General features: G+C 46.3%; 17 protein-coding genes. 3 read left to right on the top strand and 14 right to left on the bottom strand.

Annotation, left to right across the window (positions count from 1 at the left end):
• Positions 1 to 190: 190 nt before the first annotated feature.
• The 5 genes from MKY95_RS07815 to tkt form a co-directional block, all read right to left on the bottom strand.
• Positions 191 to 793, bottom strand: coding sequence for a TetR/AcrR family transcriptional regulator (locus MKY95_RS07815; protein ID WP_036669101.1), 603 nt, complete (start codon positions 791 to 793; stop codon positions 191 to 193).
• A gap of 5 nt (positions 794 to 798) precedes the next feature.
• Positions 799 to 1,431 (bottom strand): YigZ family protein, encoded by a 633-nt coding sequence (locus MKY95_RS07810; protein WP_036669098.1) that lies wholly within the window; start codon positions 1,429 to 1,431, stop codon positions 799 to 801.
• Positions 1,432 to 1,607: 176 nt separating this feature from the next.
• Positions 1,608 to 2,963, bottom strand: coding sequence for a glucose-6-phosphate isomerase (locus tag MKY95_RS07805; protein ID WP_017689982.1), 1,356 nt, complete (start codon positions 2,961 to 2,963; stop codon positions 1,608 to 1,610).
• Between the two features lie 236 nt (positions 2,964 to 3,199).
• Positions 3,200 to 3,517 carry a pyrimidine/purine nucleoside phosphorylase gene (locus MKY95_RS07800; protein ID WP_017689983.1) on the bottom strand — a complete coding sequence of 106 codons (318 nt, stop codon included), beginning with the start codon at positions 3,515 to 3,517 and terminating at the stop codon, positions 3,200 to 3,202.
• A gap of 149 nt (positions 3,518 to 3,666) precedes the next feature.
• Positions 3,667 to 5,709 (bottom strand): transketolase, encoded by a 2,043-nt coding sequence (gene tkt / locus MKY95_RS07795; protein WP_036610788.1) that lies wholly within the window; start codon positions 5,707 to 5,709, stop codon positions 3,667 to 3,669.
• Positions 5,710 to 6,146: 437 nt separating this feature from the next.
• On the opposite strand from tkt, the gene MKY95_RS07790 reads away from it, so the two are divergent.
• A complete protein-coding gene (locus tag MKY95_RS07790; RefSeq protein WP_339197951.1) occupies positions 6,147 to 6,626 on the top strand; it encodes a hypothetical protein in 480 nt (159 codons plus the stop codon).
• Positions 6,627 to 6,700: 74 nt separating this feature from the next.
• On the opposite strand, the gene purU is transcribed toward MKY95_RS07790, so the two are convergent.
• Positions 6,701 to 7,594: a formyltetrahydrofolate deformylase gene (purU, locus tag MKY95_RS07785; protein ID WP_017689986.1), complete on the bottom strand. Its 894-nt coding sequence runs from the start codon at positions 7,592 to 7,594 to the stop codon at positions 6,701 to 6,703.
• A 42-nt stretch (positions 7,595 to 7,636) separates the two neighbouring features.
• Positions 7,637 to 8,743, bottom strand: a complete 1,107-nt coding sequence (locus tag MKY95_RS07780; RefSeq protein WP_036669096.1) for a deoxyribonuclease IV — start codon at positions 8,741 to 8,743, stop codon at positions 7,637 to 7,639.
• A gap of 170 nt (positions 8,744 to 8,913) precedes the next feature.
• Between MKY95_RS07780 and MKY95_RS07775 the strand changes: the two genes are divergently transcribed.
• A complete protein-coding gene (locus MKY95_RS07775) occupies positions 8,914 to 9,381 on the top strand; it encodes a DUF2621 domain-containing protein (RefSeq protein WP_036669093.1) in 468 nt (155 codons plus the stop codon).
• A gap of 159 nt (positions 9,382 to 9,540) precedes the next feature.
• Positions 9,541 to 10,452 carry a TIGR01777 family oxidoreductase gene (locus MKY95_RS07770; RefSeq protein ID WP_036610794.1) on the top strand — a complete coding sequence of 304 codons (912 nt, stop codon included), beginning with the start codon at positions 9,541 to 9,543 and terminating at the stop codon, positions 10,450 to 10,452.
• A 12-nt stretch (positions 10,453 to 10,464) separates the two neighbouring features.
• Here MKY95_RS07770 and MKY95_RS07765 read toward each other — a convergent pair whose 3' ends face one another.
• The 7 genes from MKY95_RS07765 to MKY95_RS07735 are packed head-to-tail and all read right to left on the bottom strand — an operon-like array spanning position 10,465 to position 17,812.
• Positions 10,465 to 12,237: a DUF6382 domain-containing protein gene (locus tag MKY95_RS07765; RefSeq protein WP_339197947.1), complete on the bottom strand. Its 1,773-nt coding sequence runs from the start codon at positions 12,235 to 12,237 to the stop codon at positions 10,465 to 10,467.
• 49 nt (positions 12,238 to 12,286) lie between these two features.
• Positions 12,287 to 12,802 carry an A24 family peptidase gene (locus MKY95_RS07760; RefSeq protein WP_047842036.1) on the bottom strand — a complete coding sequence of 172 codons (516 nt, stop codon included), beginning with the start codon at positions 12,800 to 12,802 and terminating at the stop codon, positions 12,287 to 12,289.
• A gap of 12 nt (positions 12,803 to 12,814) precedes the next feature.
• Complete coding sequence (locus MKY95_RS07755; protein WP_305955683.1) at positions 12,815 to 13,879, bottom strand: pilus assembly protein; 1,065 nt, start codon at positions 13,877 to 13,879, stop codon at positions 12,815 to 12,817.
• Positions 13,876 to 16,104 (bottom strand): hypothetical protein, encoded by a 2,229-nt coding sequence (locus MKY95_RS07750; protein WP_339197941.1) that lies wholly within the window; start codon positions 16,102 to 16,104, stop codon positions 13,876 to 13,878. Before MKY95_RS07750 ends, MKY95_RS07755 begins: the two co-directional genes overlap by 4 nt.
• Complete coding sequence (locus MKY95_RS07745; protein WP_339197939.1) at positions 16,085 to 16,759, bottom strand: TadE/TadG family type IV pilus assembly protein; 675 nt, start codon at positions 16,757 to 16,759, stop codon at positions 16,085 to 16,087. The genes MKY95_RS07750 and MKY95_RS07745 overlap by 20 nt, the downstream gene beginning before the upstream one ends.
• Complete coding sequence (locus tag MKY95_RS07740; protein WP_074093999.1) at positions 16,743 to 16,931, bottom strand: Flp1 family type IVb pilin; 189 nt, start codon at positions 16,929 to 16,931, stop codon at positions 16,743 to 16,745. Before MKY95_RS07740 ends, MKY95_RS07745 begins: the two co-directional genes overlap by 17 nt.
• A gap of 11 nt (positions 16,932 to 16,942) precedes the next feature.
• Entirely contained in the window at positions 16,943 to 17,812 is an 870-nt protein-coding gene (locus MKY95_RS07735) for a type II secretion system F family protein (RefSeq protein ID WP_339197937.1), read from the bottom strand.
• Positions 17,813 to 17,817: the final 5 nt, after the last annotated feature.

Genomic DNA, 17,817 nt, shown 5'->3' with positions numbered 1-17,817 from the left:
TTGGGTCCAATAGGCCTGCCACCAACTCGTTCATTTTTTGCAAACACAAACAGGCGGTCCACCCTCATTCCGGGTCGGAGCCGCCTGACTTGGTCTGCTGCGTTTACTAACTTTCGCGAGACAACGTTATAAAGAATTAAAGTTATGACAAATCACCGCCCTGAAGTGTAGGGGTGCAACAACAGCGCCATTATTGGTCGCCAGGCTGCTGACCCAGATTGCGGCACAGCACTTTGACATGAGACAGCGCAGACGATTCAATCTCCACAAACGTTAAACGGTCCTGAATGTAATAAGAAATGAATCCGTGCATAGCCAAAAATAGCGTACGCGGTACCCTTTGAATATCCTCTTCCGTACAGTTCGCTTCATTCATATACTGTCTTATAATCGATGCAAACAATTCGAAGCAACGTCCCTGTTCGGTACGACAATAAGACAACAGTTCTTCGTCCCTGATCATAAACATAATTTCGTATTGGTATGGATTCTCCAGACCAAAGCGAATAAACTCCATCATAATGTGCTCTACCTTGCTCACATCATCACGAACCGGCCTGACCATGGCTTGCAGCAGCAAATGCCCTAGATGATTAAAATCTTCAACCACGATGGCATAGAACAGCTCTGCCTTTTCCTTAAAGTGATAATACAGCGACCCATGACTATAGCCCAGATGCTGGCCGATGCTTCGCATCGAAATGGCGCGGTATCCTTTGGTAATAAAAAGGTGCCTCGCCGCCTCCAGTATCCGCTCCCTCGACAACTCCTGTTCGACTGCTCTTCTAGCCATATATTTTATTCCCCTTCAATAAAATAAAGCCGCTGTCCCTCCGTGATCCGGGATTGCCCTTGCGTCAAATCCGTGATCCAGGCTATAAAAGCCTCTGTTTCACTATCCGGCGGAAGACAAGTCAACGTAACCTTATCGGTGAATCCAGTTTCACCTGTACGGACTTCCCGGCTTCTTAACTCATTTTCCACTTTACCCAGCCACGTATAATCCAGTTCAACAAACACTTCACGATGTAGCACGTTGGTAATGGCTTCTCCGGCTTCAATGGCTGCTACAGCTCCATCCGTATAAGCACGAATTAACCCGCCAGCTCCAAGCATAATTCCCCCGAAGTATCGCGTAACCACAATTGCCACATTTTTTAATTTCTGATTTTTGATCACTTCAAGAATGGGTTTCCCTGCTGTTCCGCTGGGTTCACCGTCATCGGATTGCTTCTGGATCTCGTCCCGCTCCCCAATCATGTATGCAGAGCAGTTATGAGTTGCATTCCAATGTTTTTTCTTGATCTCATCGATGAAGGCAACAGCCTCTTCTTCTGTCGTGACCGGCATAATATGACCGATAAATCGCGACTTCTTGATTACAATTTCCAGATTGCCCGGTCCTCGAACCGTGCGATAACGTTCAATCATCCTAAATCCAACTTTCTGATCTTTTCCTGAGTCCATTTTACAAGAAAGCAGTTCACCGCGCGAACGCGGACGAACTGCCCTGGTTATCTACATCCGAGAACCCTGCCTCTTACACGAACAGTGATTCCCGGTTAGATTTACATTACCTTATTCAACTATATGAGCAGGCCGATGAATTATTCTGAAAGTCTCGCTTCGAGCGCTGCTTTCTCTTCTTCAAAGCCTGGTTTGCCCAGCAATGCGAACATATTTTTCTTGTAAGCTTCCACGCCTGGTTGGTCAAATGGATTGACGCCCAGCAGGTAGCCACTGATACCGCATGCTTTTTCAAAGAAGTATACCAGATATCCGAAAGAATATGGAGTCATATCTGGAATGTTCACAATCAGGTTTGGTACTTGACCATCCGTATGTGCAAGCAGTGTTCCTTGGAACGCTTTTTTGTTAACAAAGTCCATAGTTTTTCCTTCAAGGAAGTTCAAACCATCCAGATCGTCCGGATCGGATTTGATTGAGATATGCTCAGCAACTTCAGTAACCTGGATAACAGTTTCGAAGATATTCCGGCTACCTTCCTGGATGAATTGACCCATGGAGTGCAAGTCTGTAGAGAAATCAACGGATGCAGGATAGATCCCTTTGTAGTCTTTACCTTCACTCTCTCCAAACAGTTGTTTCCACCACTCGGATACGAAGTGCAGAGATGGCTCATAGTTTACAAGGATCTCAGTGCCTTTGCCTTTGCGATACAATGCGTTACGAACAGCAGCATATTGATATGCTTCATTCTCAGCTACGTTCGGGTTGCTGTATTCTTTGGATGCGTCAGCCGCACCTTGCATCATTTCTTCGATGCTGATACCAGCTGCTGCGATTGGCAGCAAACCTACAGCTGTCAGAACGGAGTAACGTCCACCTACATCATCCGGGATAATGAAAGATTCGTATCCTTCTGCATTTGCCAGTTCTTTCAATGCACCGCGCGCTTTGTCTGTTGTAGCATAGATGCGTTTGCGAGCTTCTTCTTTACCATATTTCTCTTCCAGTGCTGCACGGAAGATACGGAAAGCAATTGCTGGCTCTGTTGTTGTACCGGATTTGGAGATGACGTTAACGGAGAAATCTTTACCTTCAACCAGATCCAGCAAATGAGTTACATATGTGGAACTGATATTGTTTCCTGCAAAATAGATTTCAGGCGTTTTGCGTTTGTCTTTTGGCAAATTGTTATAGAAAGAGTGAGTCAGCATTTCGATCGCTGCACGTGCACCCAGGTATGATCCACCGATACCGATAACGATGAGTACTTCGGAGTCGCTTTGGATTTTGGCAGCCGCTTTTTGAATGCGAGCAAACTCTTCTTTGTCATAAGCCGTTGGCAGATCAATCCAGCCCAGATAATCGGAGCCTGTTCCTGTTCCGTTGTGAAGCTGCTCGTGAGCCAGACGAATCGGTTCTGCGAAATAATCCACTTCGTGCTGATTTACAAATTGCAATGCCGTGCTATAGTCAAATGTCACTTTTTTTGCCATGATCTCAAAAACCTCCTGATTTCGATTATAGTGCGTGTTCAAACTTTGTAATCAAAAGCGGACTTTTTGAACAACCTCTTATATTATGTCCGTATTCCATTCTAAACAACTTGCCTTAAGGATACTTCAAATCCACGGGGCTGACAAGCTTGCAGCTCGAACTTTGTCGTTAGAATTCAAGAAGCAAAAAGGGTAAACCGAATCCGCGGGTTGCGGTTCTGCTTACCCTTCTTATGTTATTCCGCCGGGTACGAGCAGACGTAGTCAGTAACGCTGCGTATCTCCAGTTTAAATTTGGATTCGGCAGGCACGTGGAACGTAGCTTGACCTTGAATCTCTTGCCACTCTTCTTCTCCGGGAAGCAATACTTTCAGATCTCCAGACAGAATCTCCATAATTTCACGGGAATCCGTACCGAACTCATAACTGCCTGGAAGCATGATGCCCAGAGTCACTTTGCTGCCATCCCCCAAAATAACCGTTCTGCTGGTTACCTGACCATCATAATAAATGTTGGCCTCTTTCACTACACTGACTTGATCGAATTGTGACATGCGTACCCGCTCCCCTGAAGTTAATGAAAACAAAAGGCAAAACAGATCAGGGCGATAACGAATCACCGCCCATCTCTGCGGAAATAACTTACTGCCATGGATCAGGACAGCATGATGCTCTCCCAACCATAACAGCGCTTATGAAGCTATTACAGCAATGCTTTTACGCGGCTAACCACGTTATCCACTGTAAAGCCGTATTCTTGGATAACACGGTCGCCAGGCGCGGAAGCACCAAATGTGCTGATTCCGAGAATGTCACCTTGATCGCCAACATATTTCTCCCAGCCCATTGGATAAGCCATTTCGATTGCAAGACGAGCTTTAACATCCGGAAGAAGAACGGACTCTTTATAAGCTTTGTCTTGTTTCTCGAACAGATCCCAGCTTGGCATGCTGATTACGCGAACTTGGATGCCTTGTTCTGCAAGTGCTGCTTGAGCTTTAACAGCCAATTGCACTTCAGAACCTGTAGCGATAATTTGTGCTACCGCTTTGCCATCTTTTGCATCAGAGACAACATAAGCACCACGTTTCACGTTCTCACGGGAGCCTTCTACTGTTCCTTCCAGAATCGGTAGGTTTTGACGAGTGAGTACGAGTGCAACCGGGTTGCTCTTGTTCTCAAGCGCGTAAGCCCAAGCAGCCGAAGTTTCATTACCATCAGCCGGACGAATAACCGTCAGGTTAGGAATGATACGCAGGGATGCCAATTGCTCGATCGGTTCGTGCGTAGGACCGTCTTCACCAACAGCGATACTGTCGTGAGTCAGAACATACGTTACAGGCAATCCCATCAGGGCAGCCAGACGAACAGCTGGACGCAGGTAATCGGTAAATACGAAGAACGTACCTCCGAATACTTTCACACCGCTGTGCAGTGCCATACCGTTCATTGCTCCAGCCATACCGAATTCACGGATACCGAAGTAGATGTTACGGCCGGAGTAATCTTCAGGTGTGAAGTTCTCCAGGTTGTTCAAGTGAGTCATTGTGGAGCTTTCCAAGTCAGCAGATCCACCTGTCAGTTGTGGCACGTTGTGCGCCAGACCGTTCAGAGCGTTACCGGATGCTACACGAGTGGAAAGAGCTTTGTCTGTTGCTGCATATTTAGGAAGATCACGGTCCCAACCTTCTGGAAGGTCGCCGTTAATCGCTGTTTCGAATTGAGCTGCCAGCTCAGGGAAAGCTTTTTTGTACTCGGCAAATTTCTCATCCCAAGCTTTGTTAGCAGAGATACCACGATCTTTCACTTGTGCAAAGTGATCGCGAACTTCAGCTGGTACGTGGAAGTTTTCTTCGTAAACCCATTTGTAATACTCTTTAGTCAATTTGGCTTCGTCTGCACCCAGTGGAGATCCGTGAGTACCGCCGTGGCCGCCTTTACCTTGTTTGTTCGGGCTACCATAACCAATAACCGTTTTAACTTCGATCAGTGTAGGACGCAGTGTATCTGCTTGACCTTCCTGAATTGCTTTTTCGATTGCAGGCAGATCGTTACCATCTTCAACGCGCAGCACTTGCCAGCCATAAGCTTCAAAACGCTTCGCGATGCTTTCGGAAGAAGACAGATCCAATTTACCATCCAACGTGATGTCATTGGAGTCGAACAACATGATCAGTTTGCCCAGGTGCAAACGTCCAGCCAGGGAAGCTGATTCATGAGATACGCCTTCCATCAAGTCGCCATCACCACAGATTGCGTAAGTGTAGTGGTCAACTACGTTGAATTTGTCTTTATTGTATGTTGCGCCCAGTTGAGCTTCAGCCATCGCCATACCTACAGCCATTGCAATACCTTGACCCAGTGGGCCGGTTGTTGCATCAACACCTGCAGTATGTCCGAATTCCGGGTGACCCGGAGTTTTGCTTCCCCATTGACGGAACTGTTTCAGTTCTTCCATTGGAAGATCATATCCGCTCAGGTGCAGCAAGCTGTACAGCAACATGGAGCCATGTCCTGCAGACAGGACAAAACGGTCCCGGTTAACCCAAGTTGGGTGGTCCGGGTTATGAGTCATCGTTTTTGCAAAAAGTTGGTACCCCATTGGAGCGGAGCCCATCGGCATACCCGGATGTCCGGAATTTGCCTTCTCAATTGCATCAATCGCCAAAGTACGTACGGTAGTAATCGACAGGTTGTCGATTGTAGTGTTCTCGTCCTTTTGAATCGCTTCGTTCTTGTCAGTCATGGTTTGTCCTCCTCATGTCTTTAGATAAGTCGGGTGCGCAAGCGAATCCCTCTCATCATACAAGCAAACCGAATTTCACAATAAGTGAATCCGCTTGAGTGTTTCATTTTGACTTATTCACTTTTGTATTGTATCACTTGGCGTGAAGCTTTTCCATAACCTTCTTTTAGAAGTTCGTGAAAAATTGGTGGTTTGTGATGAATAATCCTTGGCCTATCAAGCAAAAATCGTACTGTACAAGGTACTAAATTCCAAAAGCAGACTTAAGGAGCCTCGTAAATCCATCGCATGAAGTATAACCTTTTACCTGAAAACCATGCATTTTTTAGATATTCATCCTCAATTCACATATAATGTTCCTTAATATGGATTACGAAATTCGGGCTGTGGTTTACTTTTTTCAGATGTACACGCGTCAATCATAGGAGGTCGCGATCATGTCAGATCCTGCTGCTCACCCATCAACATCGGCAAAACACTCATTACCCTGGATATCCGGTATTTTAACGGGAATTCTCTCGGGAGTTGTCCTGGGATTTTTCCTCAAAATGATTCAGGCCATCACAGGTGAACAAGTATATACTCTGCTGCTGAATATTGATTTTGTGCCTGGTCTTCCGCCAACCTTACCCGAATTCATTGAATTTGCTTTGCATCTCATCGTGTCCGTTGCCATCGGTATCTTCTATCTGTGGTGGGTAAGGCATTCAGGCCGCCCTATGATCAAAGGAATTTTACTTGGTGCAGTCTCGTCCTTGCTCTATATCCCACTCTCTCAATTGTCATCACGTGTGCCAGACCTGTACGATGTGTCCGCCATCCTCTACTGGATTGTAGGACATCTGCTGTTTGGTATTATGCTTGGCTTGTGCGGAAAGTATATCAACACAACAAAAAAAGCGACTCCCGTTTCGTAAACGAATTGGGGTCGCTTTATTGTTAGTCTATTACGTGGTTCCGAATCAACCTTGCACAGTATTAAAGCGTGAGCTTAAAATACAACGGTTTTATTTTCGTGAACAAGCACGCGGTCTTCGACATGCCATTTCACGGCACGTGCGAGCACAACACGCTCAATGGTACGTCCAATACGCTTCAGCTCGGTTACGTCGTCCCCGTGGCTTACACGCTGCACATCCTGTTCAATAATCGGGCCGCCATCCAGTTCTTCCGTAACATAGTGCGCTGTCGCACCGATTATTTTGACACCGCGGTTGTACGCCTGCGCATACGGTTTACCACCCACGAAGGCTGGCAGGAACGAATGGTGAATATTAATGATTCGATTGCGGTAATGCTCAATGAACATCGGAGAGATAATCTGCATGTAACGAGCCAGAATAATCACATCCACATCGTTGCCGATGACGTCCAGTTGGCGCTGTTCCGCTTCTTTTTTCGTATCTGCTGTAACTGGGATATGATGATATGGAATGCCAAATGATTCTACATAGTCCTTCATGTCCAGATGGTTGCTGACCACAAGCGCAATATCTGCATCCAGGTCGCCTGCCTGCCATTGCCACAACAATTCAACCAGACAGTGATCTTCTTTGGATACAAAGATAGCCAGTTTCTTCTTGCGGCTAACCGCAGATAACGTCCATTCCATTTGGAAACGGCTTGCCACTTCTGCAAAATCGGCTTCCAGTTTCGGCAAATTGACCAACAATTGCGGAAGATCAAACTCAATTCGCATAAAGAACATGCCGCCAGCAGGGTCCATTGTATACTGGTCCGACTGAACAATGTTTGCACCATGCTGGTGTAGGAAATGAGATACGGCAGCTACAATTCCTGGACCATCAGGACAGGAAATAAGCATGCGCGCACGATCGGCGCGGTTTTTAGAATCAGGGCGTACTTGTTTAGCGTGGATCTCCATCGGGTTATTCTTCCTCCTTCAATTAAGCCATGACCTGCGGGATTAACCCGCAAGCCATGCAATCAAGCGATGATTCAGTTGTTCTTCATTCAAATGCGGGAATAGTGCAGCTTCAGTCACCATGTCATAGAGGCGTTCCAGTGGTTCGCGCGGATCTGCCTTTTTGGCTTTAGCATCATTTTTGAGCAACGTCCACACATCCAGAATATACGAACGAGACTCAATCTCTTTACCTTTGAAAAAGTGTTGCAACTGTTCTACTTCAGTCAGGAATTCCTGGCCAAATCGACCGGCAACATCCCCACGAAGCAGCGCAATCTCAACCTCATACATTGGACGCTGTGTCTTGGACTCTTTACCAATCCAAGGTGTCTCCAGAATAAATGGACGTCCTTGAAGCTTCTCATGGTTGACGATGCTGTTAATCGCTTCAAACCCGATCCAGCCAGAGCCAATTGGTGTATGACGGTCCTTGTGCGCACCCACAGCATTCTTACTATCATTAATATGCATTACGGCAATGCGGTCAAGTCCTACCGTACGATCGAATTGTTCCAGTACACCGTCAAAATCATTAACGATATCATATCCGGCATCATGAATGTGACATGTATCCATACACACAGTCAGGCGCTCGTTATATGTTACTTTCTCGATAATCTGAGCGATCTCTTCGAAACTGCGACCCATCTCCGTACCTTTGCCAGCCATGGTCTCCAGAGCGATGTTCACATCCGTGTCTTTCACACCCTCCAGCACTTCATTCAATCCTTCTGCGATCCGTCCGATCCCATAGTGGGCATCTTTGTCTGTAAATGCGCCGGGATGTAATACGATGTTCTTCACACCAATAGCATGTGTCCGACGAATCTCTTCCTGAAGGAAATCTACAGCCAGTCTAAACGTATTATCTTTGTATGAGCCAAGATTAACAATGTACGGTGCATGGACAACGATATCTTCCATTCCACCCTCTTGCATGGCAACCTTGCCTTCTTCAATATACATGGACTCAATTGGCTTGCGACGTGTATTCTGTGGTGCACCCGTATATATCATAAACGAACTGGAACCGTACGAGGACGCTTCCTTCGTTGCACTCAATAATCCCTTGTCCGAAAAGGACACGTGGGAGCCGATTTTCAGCATTATTGATCCCCCTTATTCTGAATTATCCCTTATTCTAACGCGATTATCGAAATAAATCTAGAAATGCGCTATAATTCGGGATAGAGCCTATTTTTGACAGCTAATATGTGGAACATGGGTAGACGGAATCCGTCTTTCCGTGAAAATCAATGAACCGAGGTGACTCCGCAATGATTTTCGACTCCTACGTGATAATACTGAACAGCTATTCCCCCAGCAATTGGTTTATGAATACGATCGCATTCTGGACTTTTTTATTGCTAGGCAGCATGTGTATCGGTGGATTTTTCATGATGCGCAAGTTTTTGAAAGTGCTACCAAAAGCAGACGGAAAGTCCAAACTGGATTGGCAGAATTATTGGGTTGAAGCCAGCCGTCACTTATGGACAGATGAAGCCAAAGCTTTTTTGGATCAACTAGTGGAGCCTGTGCCCGGGCCATTTCGTGACATCGCCAAACATTCCATTGCTGCAGAGATCGGTAAGATTGCAGTCGAAGACAATGCCACGGAAGTATCGAGAGATCATTGCATCAAAGGATACATTATTGCCACACCGAAGCGGGATAATAAGTTTTTGGTCAAATTTTTGGAGAAAAACAAAATCGATTATTCCCCTTATCAACATTTGATTAAATAAAATAAAAGATGAGTTAAGTGGCATATAGATTTGGTTAATTAGATACAGATATGCTCCGTCAGGTAAGTTTTTCCCAACAGGCATTGCTTACCGTACGGGGCTGTTTGTCGATCCAACGGTATGTATCAGCGCAGTGAAAATACAGAGAGGATGTTTGATATGAAAATTGCCATTTGTGGAGGTACCGGATTTGTAGGAGGAGCACTTGTAGATTACTGGTTGCAAGCCGGGCACCATGTGAAAGTTATTACACGAAAACTGCCTGACTTGCATAATCCAAGTAAAAATCTTACATATATATCGTGGGAACAAGTCGAAGAACAACCTCACTTGTTGGAAGGTATGGACGCTCTCGTTAACCTTGCCGGAGAAACGCTGAATCAACGATGGACAACCAAGGCGAAGCTGGAGATTGTTGAATCCAGAGTCACGACCGTAGCGCGGGTAGCCCGATTGGTAGAATCCCTGGAACAAAAGCCGGAAGTCGTCGTTCAGGCTTCTGCCATGGCCATCTATGGAACCTCTCCTAACGAAACCTTTGACGAGAGCAGTCCGCAAAAATCAATGAATTTCCCGTCCCGGGTCTCGGAACAATGGGAAGTTGCTGCAGATGCAATCAAAAATGTAAGACTCGTTAAAATCCGGGTAAGTCTGGTGCTTGGACATAAAAGAGGTGCTTTTCCATTGATGAAACTTCCTTATATGCTGGGTGTTGGTGGCAAGATCGGCAGTGGCAAGCAATGGACCAGCTGGATTCACATTATGGATATCGTAAGACTCATTGATTTTAGCATTCAAAATAAACAAGTGTCAGGTCCGGTCAATGCTTCCTCACCAAATCCTGTTACCAATGATGAATTCGGTCGTACGGTCGGTAAAGTGTATCATCGCCCTCACTGGTTCCCCGTACCCAGCTTCCTGATTAAAACCTTGGTTGGAGAACTATCCGTTGTCGTGCTTCAAGGGCAGAGAGTCATTCCGCAAAAAGCTCTCGACCACGGATTCCAGTTCACCTTCCCAACCTTAACCCAGGCACTGGAAGATCTGAAGCACCGCGGCTTATCTGACTGATTGAACTATGTCTTATCCAACCGACCGATAAGTGTAGACTGACTCCGCAAGTGTAAATGTATCTCCATCCGCCAATGGATACTCCTTATACGGAGCAAGAATATTGCCCTGAAGAATGGTTCCATTGACGGAACCCAGATCCTTAATCACATAGCCCGATTTGTTCCGGCTCAATTCCACATGAGCACGGGACACCCCGGTCGCTGTGTCCACCCACTGAACCATGTCTGCTGATCTTCCGATGACAAAAGATGCTCCTTGCACATCCATCCGTTCATGTTGGTCACTGCTTCCCGATCTTCGTTCAAGATAATAAGACGCCATCACCGGGCCTGCCCCTGTAACATTACTTCCACTCAGATTCTGCAAATTCACGGTTGCCTCTGCAACTGCATCCTGTCGAATTAGCTCTGAAGTTGAAGCTACCGTTTCCACATGGCGTTGAACGAACGGTGGTTCGGAGTGTTCAGATGCCATATGCAAATTTTGAAAACGGGAATGCTCGCTACCACCTTCTGAGGCAGATGCAACCGTTTGGTTTATGCTTTCCACTGGCCTTTCAGCTGCATTCCAGCGCCAACTCTCCTGAAATTGCTCCTCTTCATCATCCGTCTGCTTACCTTTGTTCTTACCTAAATTGAATGAAAAAGACCGCTTATTCTCTGAGGCATTATGAGGGCTTCCCTTACGCTTCCACGTCCATCCTGCTGCACCAAGCAAGCCAAGGCTGAGTACCATACACAGGATCATCTGCGTCTGTCCCGGTTGCTCCATGTAAATAAATCTCCATACCAATGCCATGGCAACCATACAGCCCAATATGATATAAGTTACTTTGGAAGATCCGGGCTTTTCCTCCACTTCCATATCAACACGCTCTAGCGAATCATACGAGTTACTTCCTTTCTTATCCATATCGTTTGAACTCTCTAATGGAACTTGCTCAGGTGAGCGCCTGCCTGGAAAGGTTCGAGATCTCACCGGAATGTCTTCAACCTCGAATTCACTTGTTTTCTGCGGCTGACGGAAATTTAGTTGCGGCCCCACAGGAGCATTTTGAACGGGAGCACCAAGTTGATATGGCCGAGAAGTACCAGTGGCTAGCCTGCTATCTCGCTCAGAAATCGACGAATGAAAATCACCTCTTGGATCATTGAGTGTTTCCGAAGTTCTGGACGAGAGAAATGCTGCGCCTCCTCCATTCTCTTGCTCGTCAGCGTATAATTCCAACAGAAGCTCTCGCAACTGTCTGATATCCCAGCGTTCGTTGTCACATAACTGCAGAACACGCTGAATACCTTCTCCCTGCAGTTCCTGTACATGTGCCATCAGCCTGATCACCAGCTCACGAAATTGCTGAGGCGTTGGATCAACTTCAACCGTATCCATGATTGGTACATATACCATCCCAAGCTCACCCTGTTCAAATGAACCGTTAATGAACAAGTACTCTTCCTGGATCAATAATTTACGGGGCTCCAACATATACTGTCGGCATTCCGTGAAGGCATCGGCTAGTTGGAACAACAAACCATACAGAACACGCAATTTGATTTTTCTTGACTTTAACATCTGGGACAACATCTTGTACCCTGATATGTCGTACTGCAAAGTTACATTTCGATCAACTTCCCGAATATGAACAGGAAGAAGTCGCGGAATCTGATTGGAGGACAACATCCCCATCTGTACACGGCTCAATTCCTCCATTCGTAACCCGTCTGCTTTCTCCAAAACCATGAACGCTCCGCCGTTACGAATAAAATCTCTCGTTAGTCCATACATGCCAATCCTCTCTTTCCATTGTTATTCTCAAATTTCTCGATTCCTTTTTTTAAGGGAAAAGTCCTGAGACAAGGACCGTGATAAATCCAGGTAACACCGCCAGCATAAACGGAAACTTCAATGTCTTCTCTTTGTTTACCAGCTTGAGCGAACCGAGCATAAAAAAACCTGCAAGACTACCTGCCATGCCTCGAATTCTCTTCGCTGAATCTTTACGGAATAGAAGTATCACTAGACCAATTGCGCCCGCGTACAAAACGGAGTAAATAATGACATGAATGCCAAAAGCAAGTCCCGTCCATGCGCCAATCCCACCAAACAATTTCACATCTCCTGCCCCTACGGCTCCAATCGCATACATCAGAAACAAAATGCCAAAACCTGCTACAAATCCAGCGGCTGAAAACAAGAAACCATCCCAACCTTCCCATATGATATGGGCCAAGACGCCAGCAACAGTCACGGGTAAAGTCAATCGATTTGGAATTTTCATTGAACGAATATCTGTAATAAAAGCTGCAATGATGTATATGCCACAGGCAATGTAAAACCACTCCACCTCCATCATCCCCCTTCCTTATTTTCTGGTGGCTACCTTAAACGTAGTCTCCGTCTTGGCACCGTCCCCTGTCTCGACAACAAAACTCCATGTTCCTTCTGTTGTCCGAGTACCAACAAACCAGTTCCATTCAATAATTCCATTCTCATCTGCGGTGGCCCAGCCGATGTGCTTCGCAGAACTTTCACCTGACTTGTAAAATATCGTTAAGTTGGCTGTCGCTCCTGGTGCTACCTTCACCTTGATCGTTGCATTGTTGCCTATGTATGCCGGGTCAGGCTTCGATAGTACCGTTGCTGAACCCGCAGTATCCTCGTCTCCTGCGCTGCCATCTGATCCTTCTCCGGTATCTCCAATCCATACCCGTTCTGCCGCAGCAGCCTGAATCCGAAGCGGTTTACTGAGAAAGGGGACTTTTATAGGCAATTCATAACTCAGCTCAAGTCGGAAATATGGATTTGTTTTGTTTTTGAGATCAGGTATTGAAATACCATTCACATGAACACGTTCCATATTAAGCAGCGTTGGCTCGATAAAAGGTTGAAGCAGCGGTTTTACCGTGGGATCAAGTACGGTTTCCAAGACGGATGTTTTGATCTCCTGTAGTGGCTGTTCACCTCTGGCCGCCGCTGAACGTACCCAATCACTTAAAGGCTCGGGTAGAGAAGAAGCATAACCTTCTGCCCATTCCGTCAGTGATAACTCTGGTATCTTCCAGCCCCCTCCTGAACCTTCTCCGCCGGCAGAATCAGAAGATGTGAATGCAAGGGAAACGGGATATATTTTCGTTGACAATTGCTTCACCGCTTCCCCTGCCGTGCTCTGTAGCGCTGTGGAGATTAGAGTCATTTGCACTATGAAGATGAGAAACATGATAAAGAATAGAAAGACAGGTAACACCAGTGAAGCTTCCAGAACCATGCTACCCTGTTCCTTTTTTGGAGAACATATCTGCTTTTTGAGAGACTTCAAACGCTGCAATCTGATTATTCGTGTTAAACGAATCTGCTTTTGTGCGCTTTCTTTTTCATAATGTTGCTGCTTATCCATAATCCCTCCACCGAAACGATCCTGATCATTCAATAGGAATAATCCGCCTTCCGCTCAATGAAAAATCGTCCATCTTCAACTTGGTCCGTACTACCCATAACTGCACCTATGCTTCTAACCACCCCTGGTAAAAACCACAGCTTGATGCTACTACGCATGTTACCCGAAGCATACGTCTGTTTCTCATCTGGATTCACACCGGTATTCAATCGAATTAGCGCCAGCATTCTGGACATTTTGCGTTCATTGTTGCTATGCATCAATAGGAACAATCGGAGATGGTCCCTGTACGTCAGTTTGACTTTGATATACTTGGACAATTCAACACTGCCCTCTTTTGCTAGTTTCGCCATATCCGCGATGGCGTTTGTAATCCCATATAAGATTGCCGCCGATAAAACCAGAAGTGGATTCCCAAGCTTGCTGTGCTCAATTAACCCTTCTGCCGTCCGAATAGCCAGCCGCATACCAAATATCTCCGCATATGCCGCAGCGATGTTACCCGAAGGATTATGAAACCCGTAAACGATATACTCCAGTTCCTGATTCTCCAGTTTGAAAACATCACCAGCATCTCCACTACCTTCAGTCCAGGTAAATAACTGACCAAAATCCATGGAGTTGAAATAGGCTAAAGCATATTCATTCTGAAACAATTCGTCGCCAAGACTGTCCAGCAGACCGGACATCCCGCCAAACAAACTGTCCATTCCCTTCATGGCATCGCCACCAGAGTCATAGGGATCTCCAGCAATCTCTGCCTTTTTGGCTTCCTCACGACTAGCCTCGTTAAAAGCAATATTAGCGTTGTAATATTCCTCCAACTGTTTGAAAGCGTCCATGGAACCCGAGCTTCCATTCTGAATCTGCGACAAGATTCGTTTGACTTCCTTCAATTTCCCTTTGGATTCTTTGTCATTTGCTTTGCGCTGGGCATCCGACCCACGACCACTCTCCAGCTGCTGTTTACTCTGTTGGATGAGATTGGCAGGACCGCTACTTACATAGGTGTCCATATATCGTTCCGTAACCTGACTTGCCTGTCTGACCGCCGGTTTAATCGGAACACCGCTCATGGCCGTGACACTGCGAAGCTGTGTATTCAATTCCATGTTGTCTCTTCTGACGTTAGAGAAGTCCGAATTTTGGGAAACAACCCGTGCCTTCAATTGATCAAATAGGCTATCTGCCCTCACAAGCTCAGAAGCAAGAGAACGTGTGCTTTTAGCTTCACTGCCTGATCCAGTAGATGTAGGACTCGTTCCAGGCAAACTCGAGTTGCCCACGTTGTCATAGCTCGCATTCTGCGAACGGTTCTCCCCCTCCGCGATCACACGTTTCATTTCCTCATTAACTTTGCGCGCTTCTTCGATTTTGGACTGTGCTTCCTCCAGCTTTGTTTGATGGGCCTGTAACGCGGGCTGTATGATCATGCTGATGCCTGTCACCACATTACCAACACCAGTCCGATAACGAGCCAGTTCCAATATGTATTGTTGCTCTCTGAACGGCAGTCCCTCATCCGCCTGTTTCTTGTTCAGATAATCTGCATAACGTGCCGCTGCCTCGGCAGCTGTCTCTGGTGTATCTTCCAGCATCTCTTCATAGATGGCCTGTGAAGGCGGGTCCATGATCAACTTTGGAAGATTCTTCAGTTTCTCCGCGGATTCTGTCTGATTGGCAATGGCTTCATCCAGTAATTCTTCACGTTTGTCATATAACTTCTGTAATTTTTTCAGCAAGTCTACCGTGTGCGCGGCTTCCTTCATCTCGTCTGATATCGGTTTGAACCGATTGATCACTTCAAGGGTAAAATCAACCGGAGCCCGATACTTCATATCCTCCTGAATCTGGCGATTAAATATATCGTATCTGCCCAGTTCACGCTCCATGCTCAGCGAAGTTGTATCCCACTGGATATCCAGAATGGGGAATCCATCTTTTACAGCTGAAGGCTTCACGCTATCATTCAACACTTTAGCCATAATTGCATCCCCACTGCTGTCGCCATACCCGAATAGACCATACTCCCGGAGTGATGTGTCATAGGCTGACATGACGGATCTCATCGCAGCATGAGTCATGCGTTCGGTCTGCACCTTGAATGCCGCTATACGAGCGTAATCAATAAATATAGCGACAAACATATAAACTCCGGCCAATATTAATATTAAAAAAAGGGTTACGGCTCCCAACTCACCGTCTTTTTTTCTAAACAGCTCCGCCCTCCTCCTTTTCTCATTTTTTGCTTTTGCCAAAATGCTGCACAACCTGTCCGGCTTCTGCCGCTGTACTGGTCGCCGCACCGCCTTTCCCTTTAAACTTCGCTGCATAATACCGGATTAAATCTACCGTTCGAATGAATTCAACCGGTTCAACAACTGCGGACGATCCTTGAGTGAGGACACGGTTACCTGAATTGAACAAAAAAGAAGGAAGAGGCAAAGATATTACTTGTTCCAGCTTGGTTGTTACTTTCCGCTGAATCAGAGAATTCTGATACTCAATCGTTCCTTTCATAGCTGAGGGCATATGTTGCACCGCTTGTGCTAATTTCTGTTCCGAGAGATTGCCGCCTTCACCAGCAGGTATAGAGACGCTAACCTGATTATCCGCTCCCGCCCAGCCAAACAGCGCTCCAAGCATACGATCATCCGTCAGTCTCCAGTACAGATTGTCATGTTCTCCAGCGACAAATTCACCCGTCATCGCCTGTTTGTGGCTGTTGTCCCAGCTATAGGCTGCACGTTCGGAAGCGGCATAGGCATGTTGATTCAGGAATGTCTTTTGATACATGTACATGGTGAAAAAGAGCAATAACACAAGAATAAACAGCACAACAGGGAAGATGAGGGAAGCTTCAACGGTGAAGCTCCCTTCTTCCTTTTTGAACTTGTTATTCGAAAAATTCATTACTTTTATTACTCACATTAGTTAACAGTCTCTCTACCAACGTCTTAATTTGGTTTTTAAAAATCAAAGCAATAATGATAATAACCCCGATAATCAGAATCAGCTCCAACGTGCCGAGTCCGTCCTCTTCCTTCCAAAATGCGTTTACCTTGTTCTTCAATACTTCCATCATCCCAATTCCTCCTACATATTCATCATCATAAAAGCAGGTGCCCCGATCATGACCACAATCGTAAAAAAGATCAGTACCATCGGAAACACCAGTTTGGAAGAAGCCTGTTCTCCCTTCGCCCGACTGACAGCCTTGCGTTTCTCCCACAACACATGTGACAGATCCCGCAGCGCCAATACAAAGTCACCTCCCCCACGTCGGAAATTCAGCAGCACTGTTGTCGTAAAAATCGTCACTTCCTGTACACCGCAGCGACGACTGAACTGTTCAAATGATTGTTGAAAAGAGTAACCATTATTCCAATCCCCCACCGTCTTTCTGAGTTCGTTGTACAGCGGATGATTCCGTTCCCCCTGGCTTGTCACACAGTGAACGATGGCACGTTGCACGGTTTCCCCTGCGCCAACCAGCAGTACAATTCGGTTCAGTAGCTCAGGCAGTTCCATAAGAATATCCTGGTCTCTTCGCTGCACCTTTGTATTGAGGTCTTTGTAGAGCGCAAAAGGCAACGCTGCACCAAGCGCGAGCCCACCCACCATACCTCCGATGCCCATATCTCCAACGAGTGATAACAGGCAGCCCACCAGCAGCATGAGCCACGTGTAGGTCAACATCTCGGCGCAATACAGCATCGTTTTCTCTCCACTGTGCTGTATTCCATACATTTTCTGAATGGCATGTTGCATTCGAAACATGAGCACAGGCAATCTGCGTCCAATCTCAAACTTGTCCAATATAAACAAGAAGGGGCCATGCATTTTTTTCAGTCGTAATCCTTCCATATCCAGCTTGCGCAGATGCCGGTAGGTCTGCCCCCGGGTTCGATCCAGCACCAGCCATCCCGCTCCGAGCATCCCTGCGACTATAACGGGAAGCAGCATCGTTT

The sequence above is a fragment of the Paenibacillus sp. FSL P4-0176 genome, from assembly GCF_037975265.1.
GTDB lineage: Bacteria > Bacillota > Bacilli > Paenibacillales > Paenibacillaceae > Paenibacillus > Paenibacillus amylolyticus.
The sequence above is the reverse complement of the archived record's forward strand: the minus strand, read 5'-3'. Positions and strand labels throughout refer to the sequence as shown.

Bases quoted from the DNA above. Each gene is read 5' to 3' on its own strand.
- MKY95_RS07815 (WP_036669101.1), bottom strand. From the start codon at position 793: ATGGCTAGAAGAGCAGTCGAACAGGAGTTGTCGAGGGAGCGGATACTG.
- MKY95_RS07810 (WP_036669098.1), bottom strand. From the start codon at position 1,431: ATGATTGAACGTTATCGCACGGTTCGAGGACCGGGCAATCTGGAAATT.
- MKY95_RS07805 (WP_017689982.1), bottom strand. From the start codon at position 2,963: ATGGCAAAAAAAGTGACATTTGACTATAGCACGGCATTGCAATTTGTA.
- MKY95_RS07800 (WP_017689983.1), bottom strand. From the start codon at position 3,517: ATGTCACAATTCGATCAAGTCAGTGTAGTGAAAGAGGCCAACATTTAT.
- tkt (WP_036610788.1), bottom strand. From the start codon at position 5,709: ATGACTGACAAGAACGAAGCGATTCAAAAGGACGAGAACACTACAATC.
- MKY95_RS07790 (WP_339197951.1), top strand. From the start codon at position 6,147: ATGTCAGATCCTGCTGCTCACCCATCAACATCGGCAAAACACTCATTA.
- purU (WP_017689986.1), bottom strand. From the start codon at position 7,594: ATGGAGATCCACGCTAAACAAGTACGCCCTGATTCTAAAAACCGCGCC.
- MKY95_RS07780 (WP_036669096.1), bottom strand. From the start codon at position 8,743: ATGCTGAAAATCGGCTCCCACGTGTCCTTTTCGGACAAGGGATTATTG.
- MKY95_RS07775 (WP_036669093.1), top strand. From the start codon at position 8,914: ATGATTTTCGACTCCTACGTGATAATACTGAACAGCTATTCCCCCAGC.
- MKY95_RS07770 (WP_036610794.1), top strand. From the start codon at position 9,541: ATGAAAATTGCCATTTGTGGAGGTACCGGATTTGTAGGAGGAGCACTT.
- MKY95_RS07765 (WP_339197947.1), bottom strand. From the start codon at position 12,237: ATGTATGGACTAACGAGAGATTTTATTCGTAACGGCGGAGCGTTCATG.
- MKY95_RS07760 (WP_047842036.1), bottom strand. From the start codon at position 12,802: ATGGAGGTGGAGTGGTTTTACATTGCCTGTGGCATATACATCATTGCA.
- MKY95_RS07745 (WP_339197939.1), bottom strand. From the start codon at position 16,759: ATGAATTTTTCGAATAACAAGTTCAAAAAGGAAGAAGGGAGCTTCACC.
- MKY95_RS07740 (WP_074093999.1), bottom strand. From the start codon at position 16,931: ATGATGGAAGTATTGAAGAACAAGGTAAACGCATTTTGGAAGGAAGAG.
- MKY95_RS07735 (WP_339197937.1), bottom strand. From the start codon at position 17,812: ATGCTGCTTCCCGTTATAGTCGCAGGGATGCTCGGAGCGGGATGGCTG.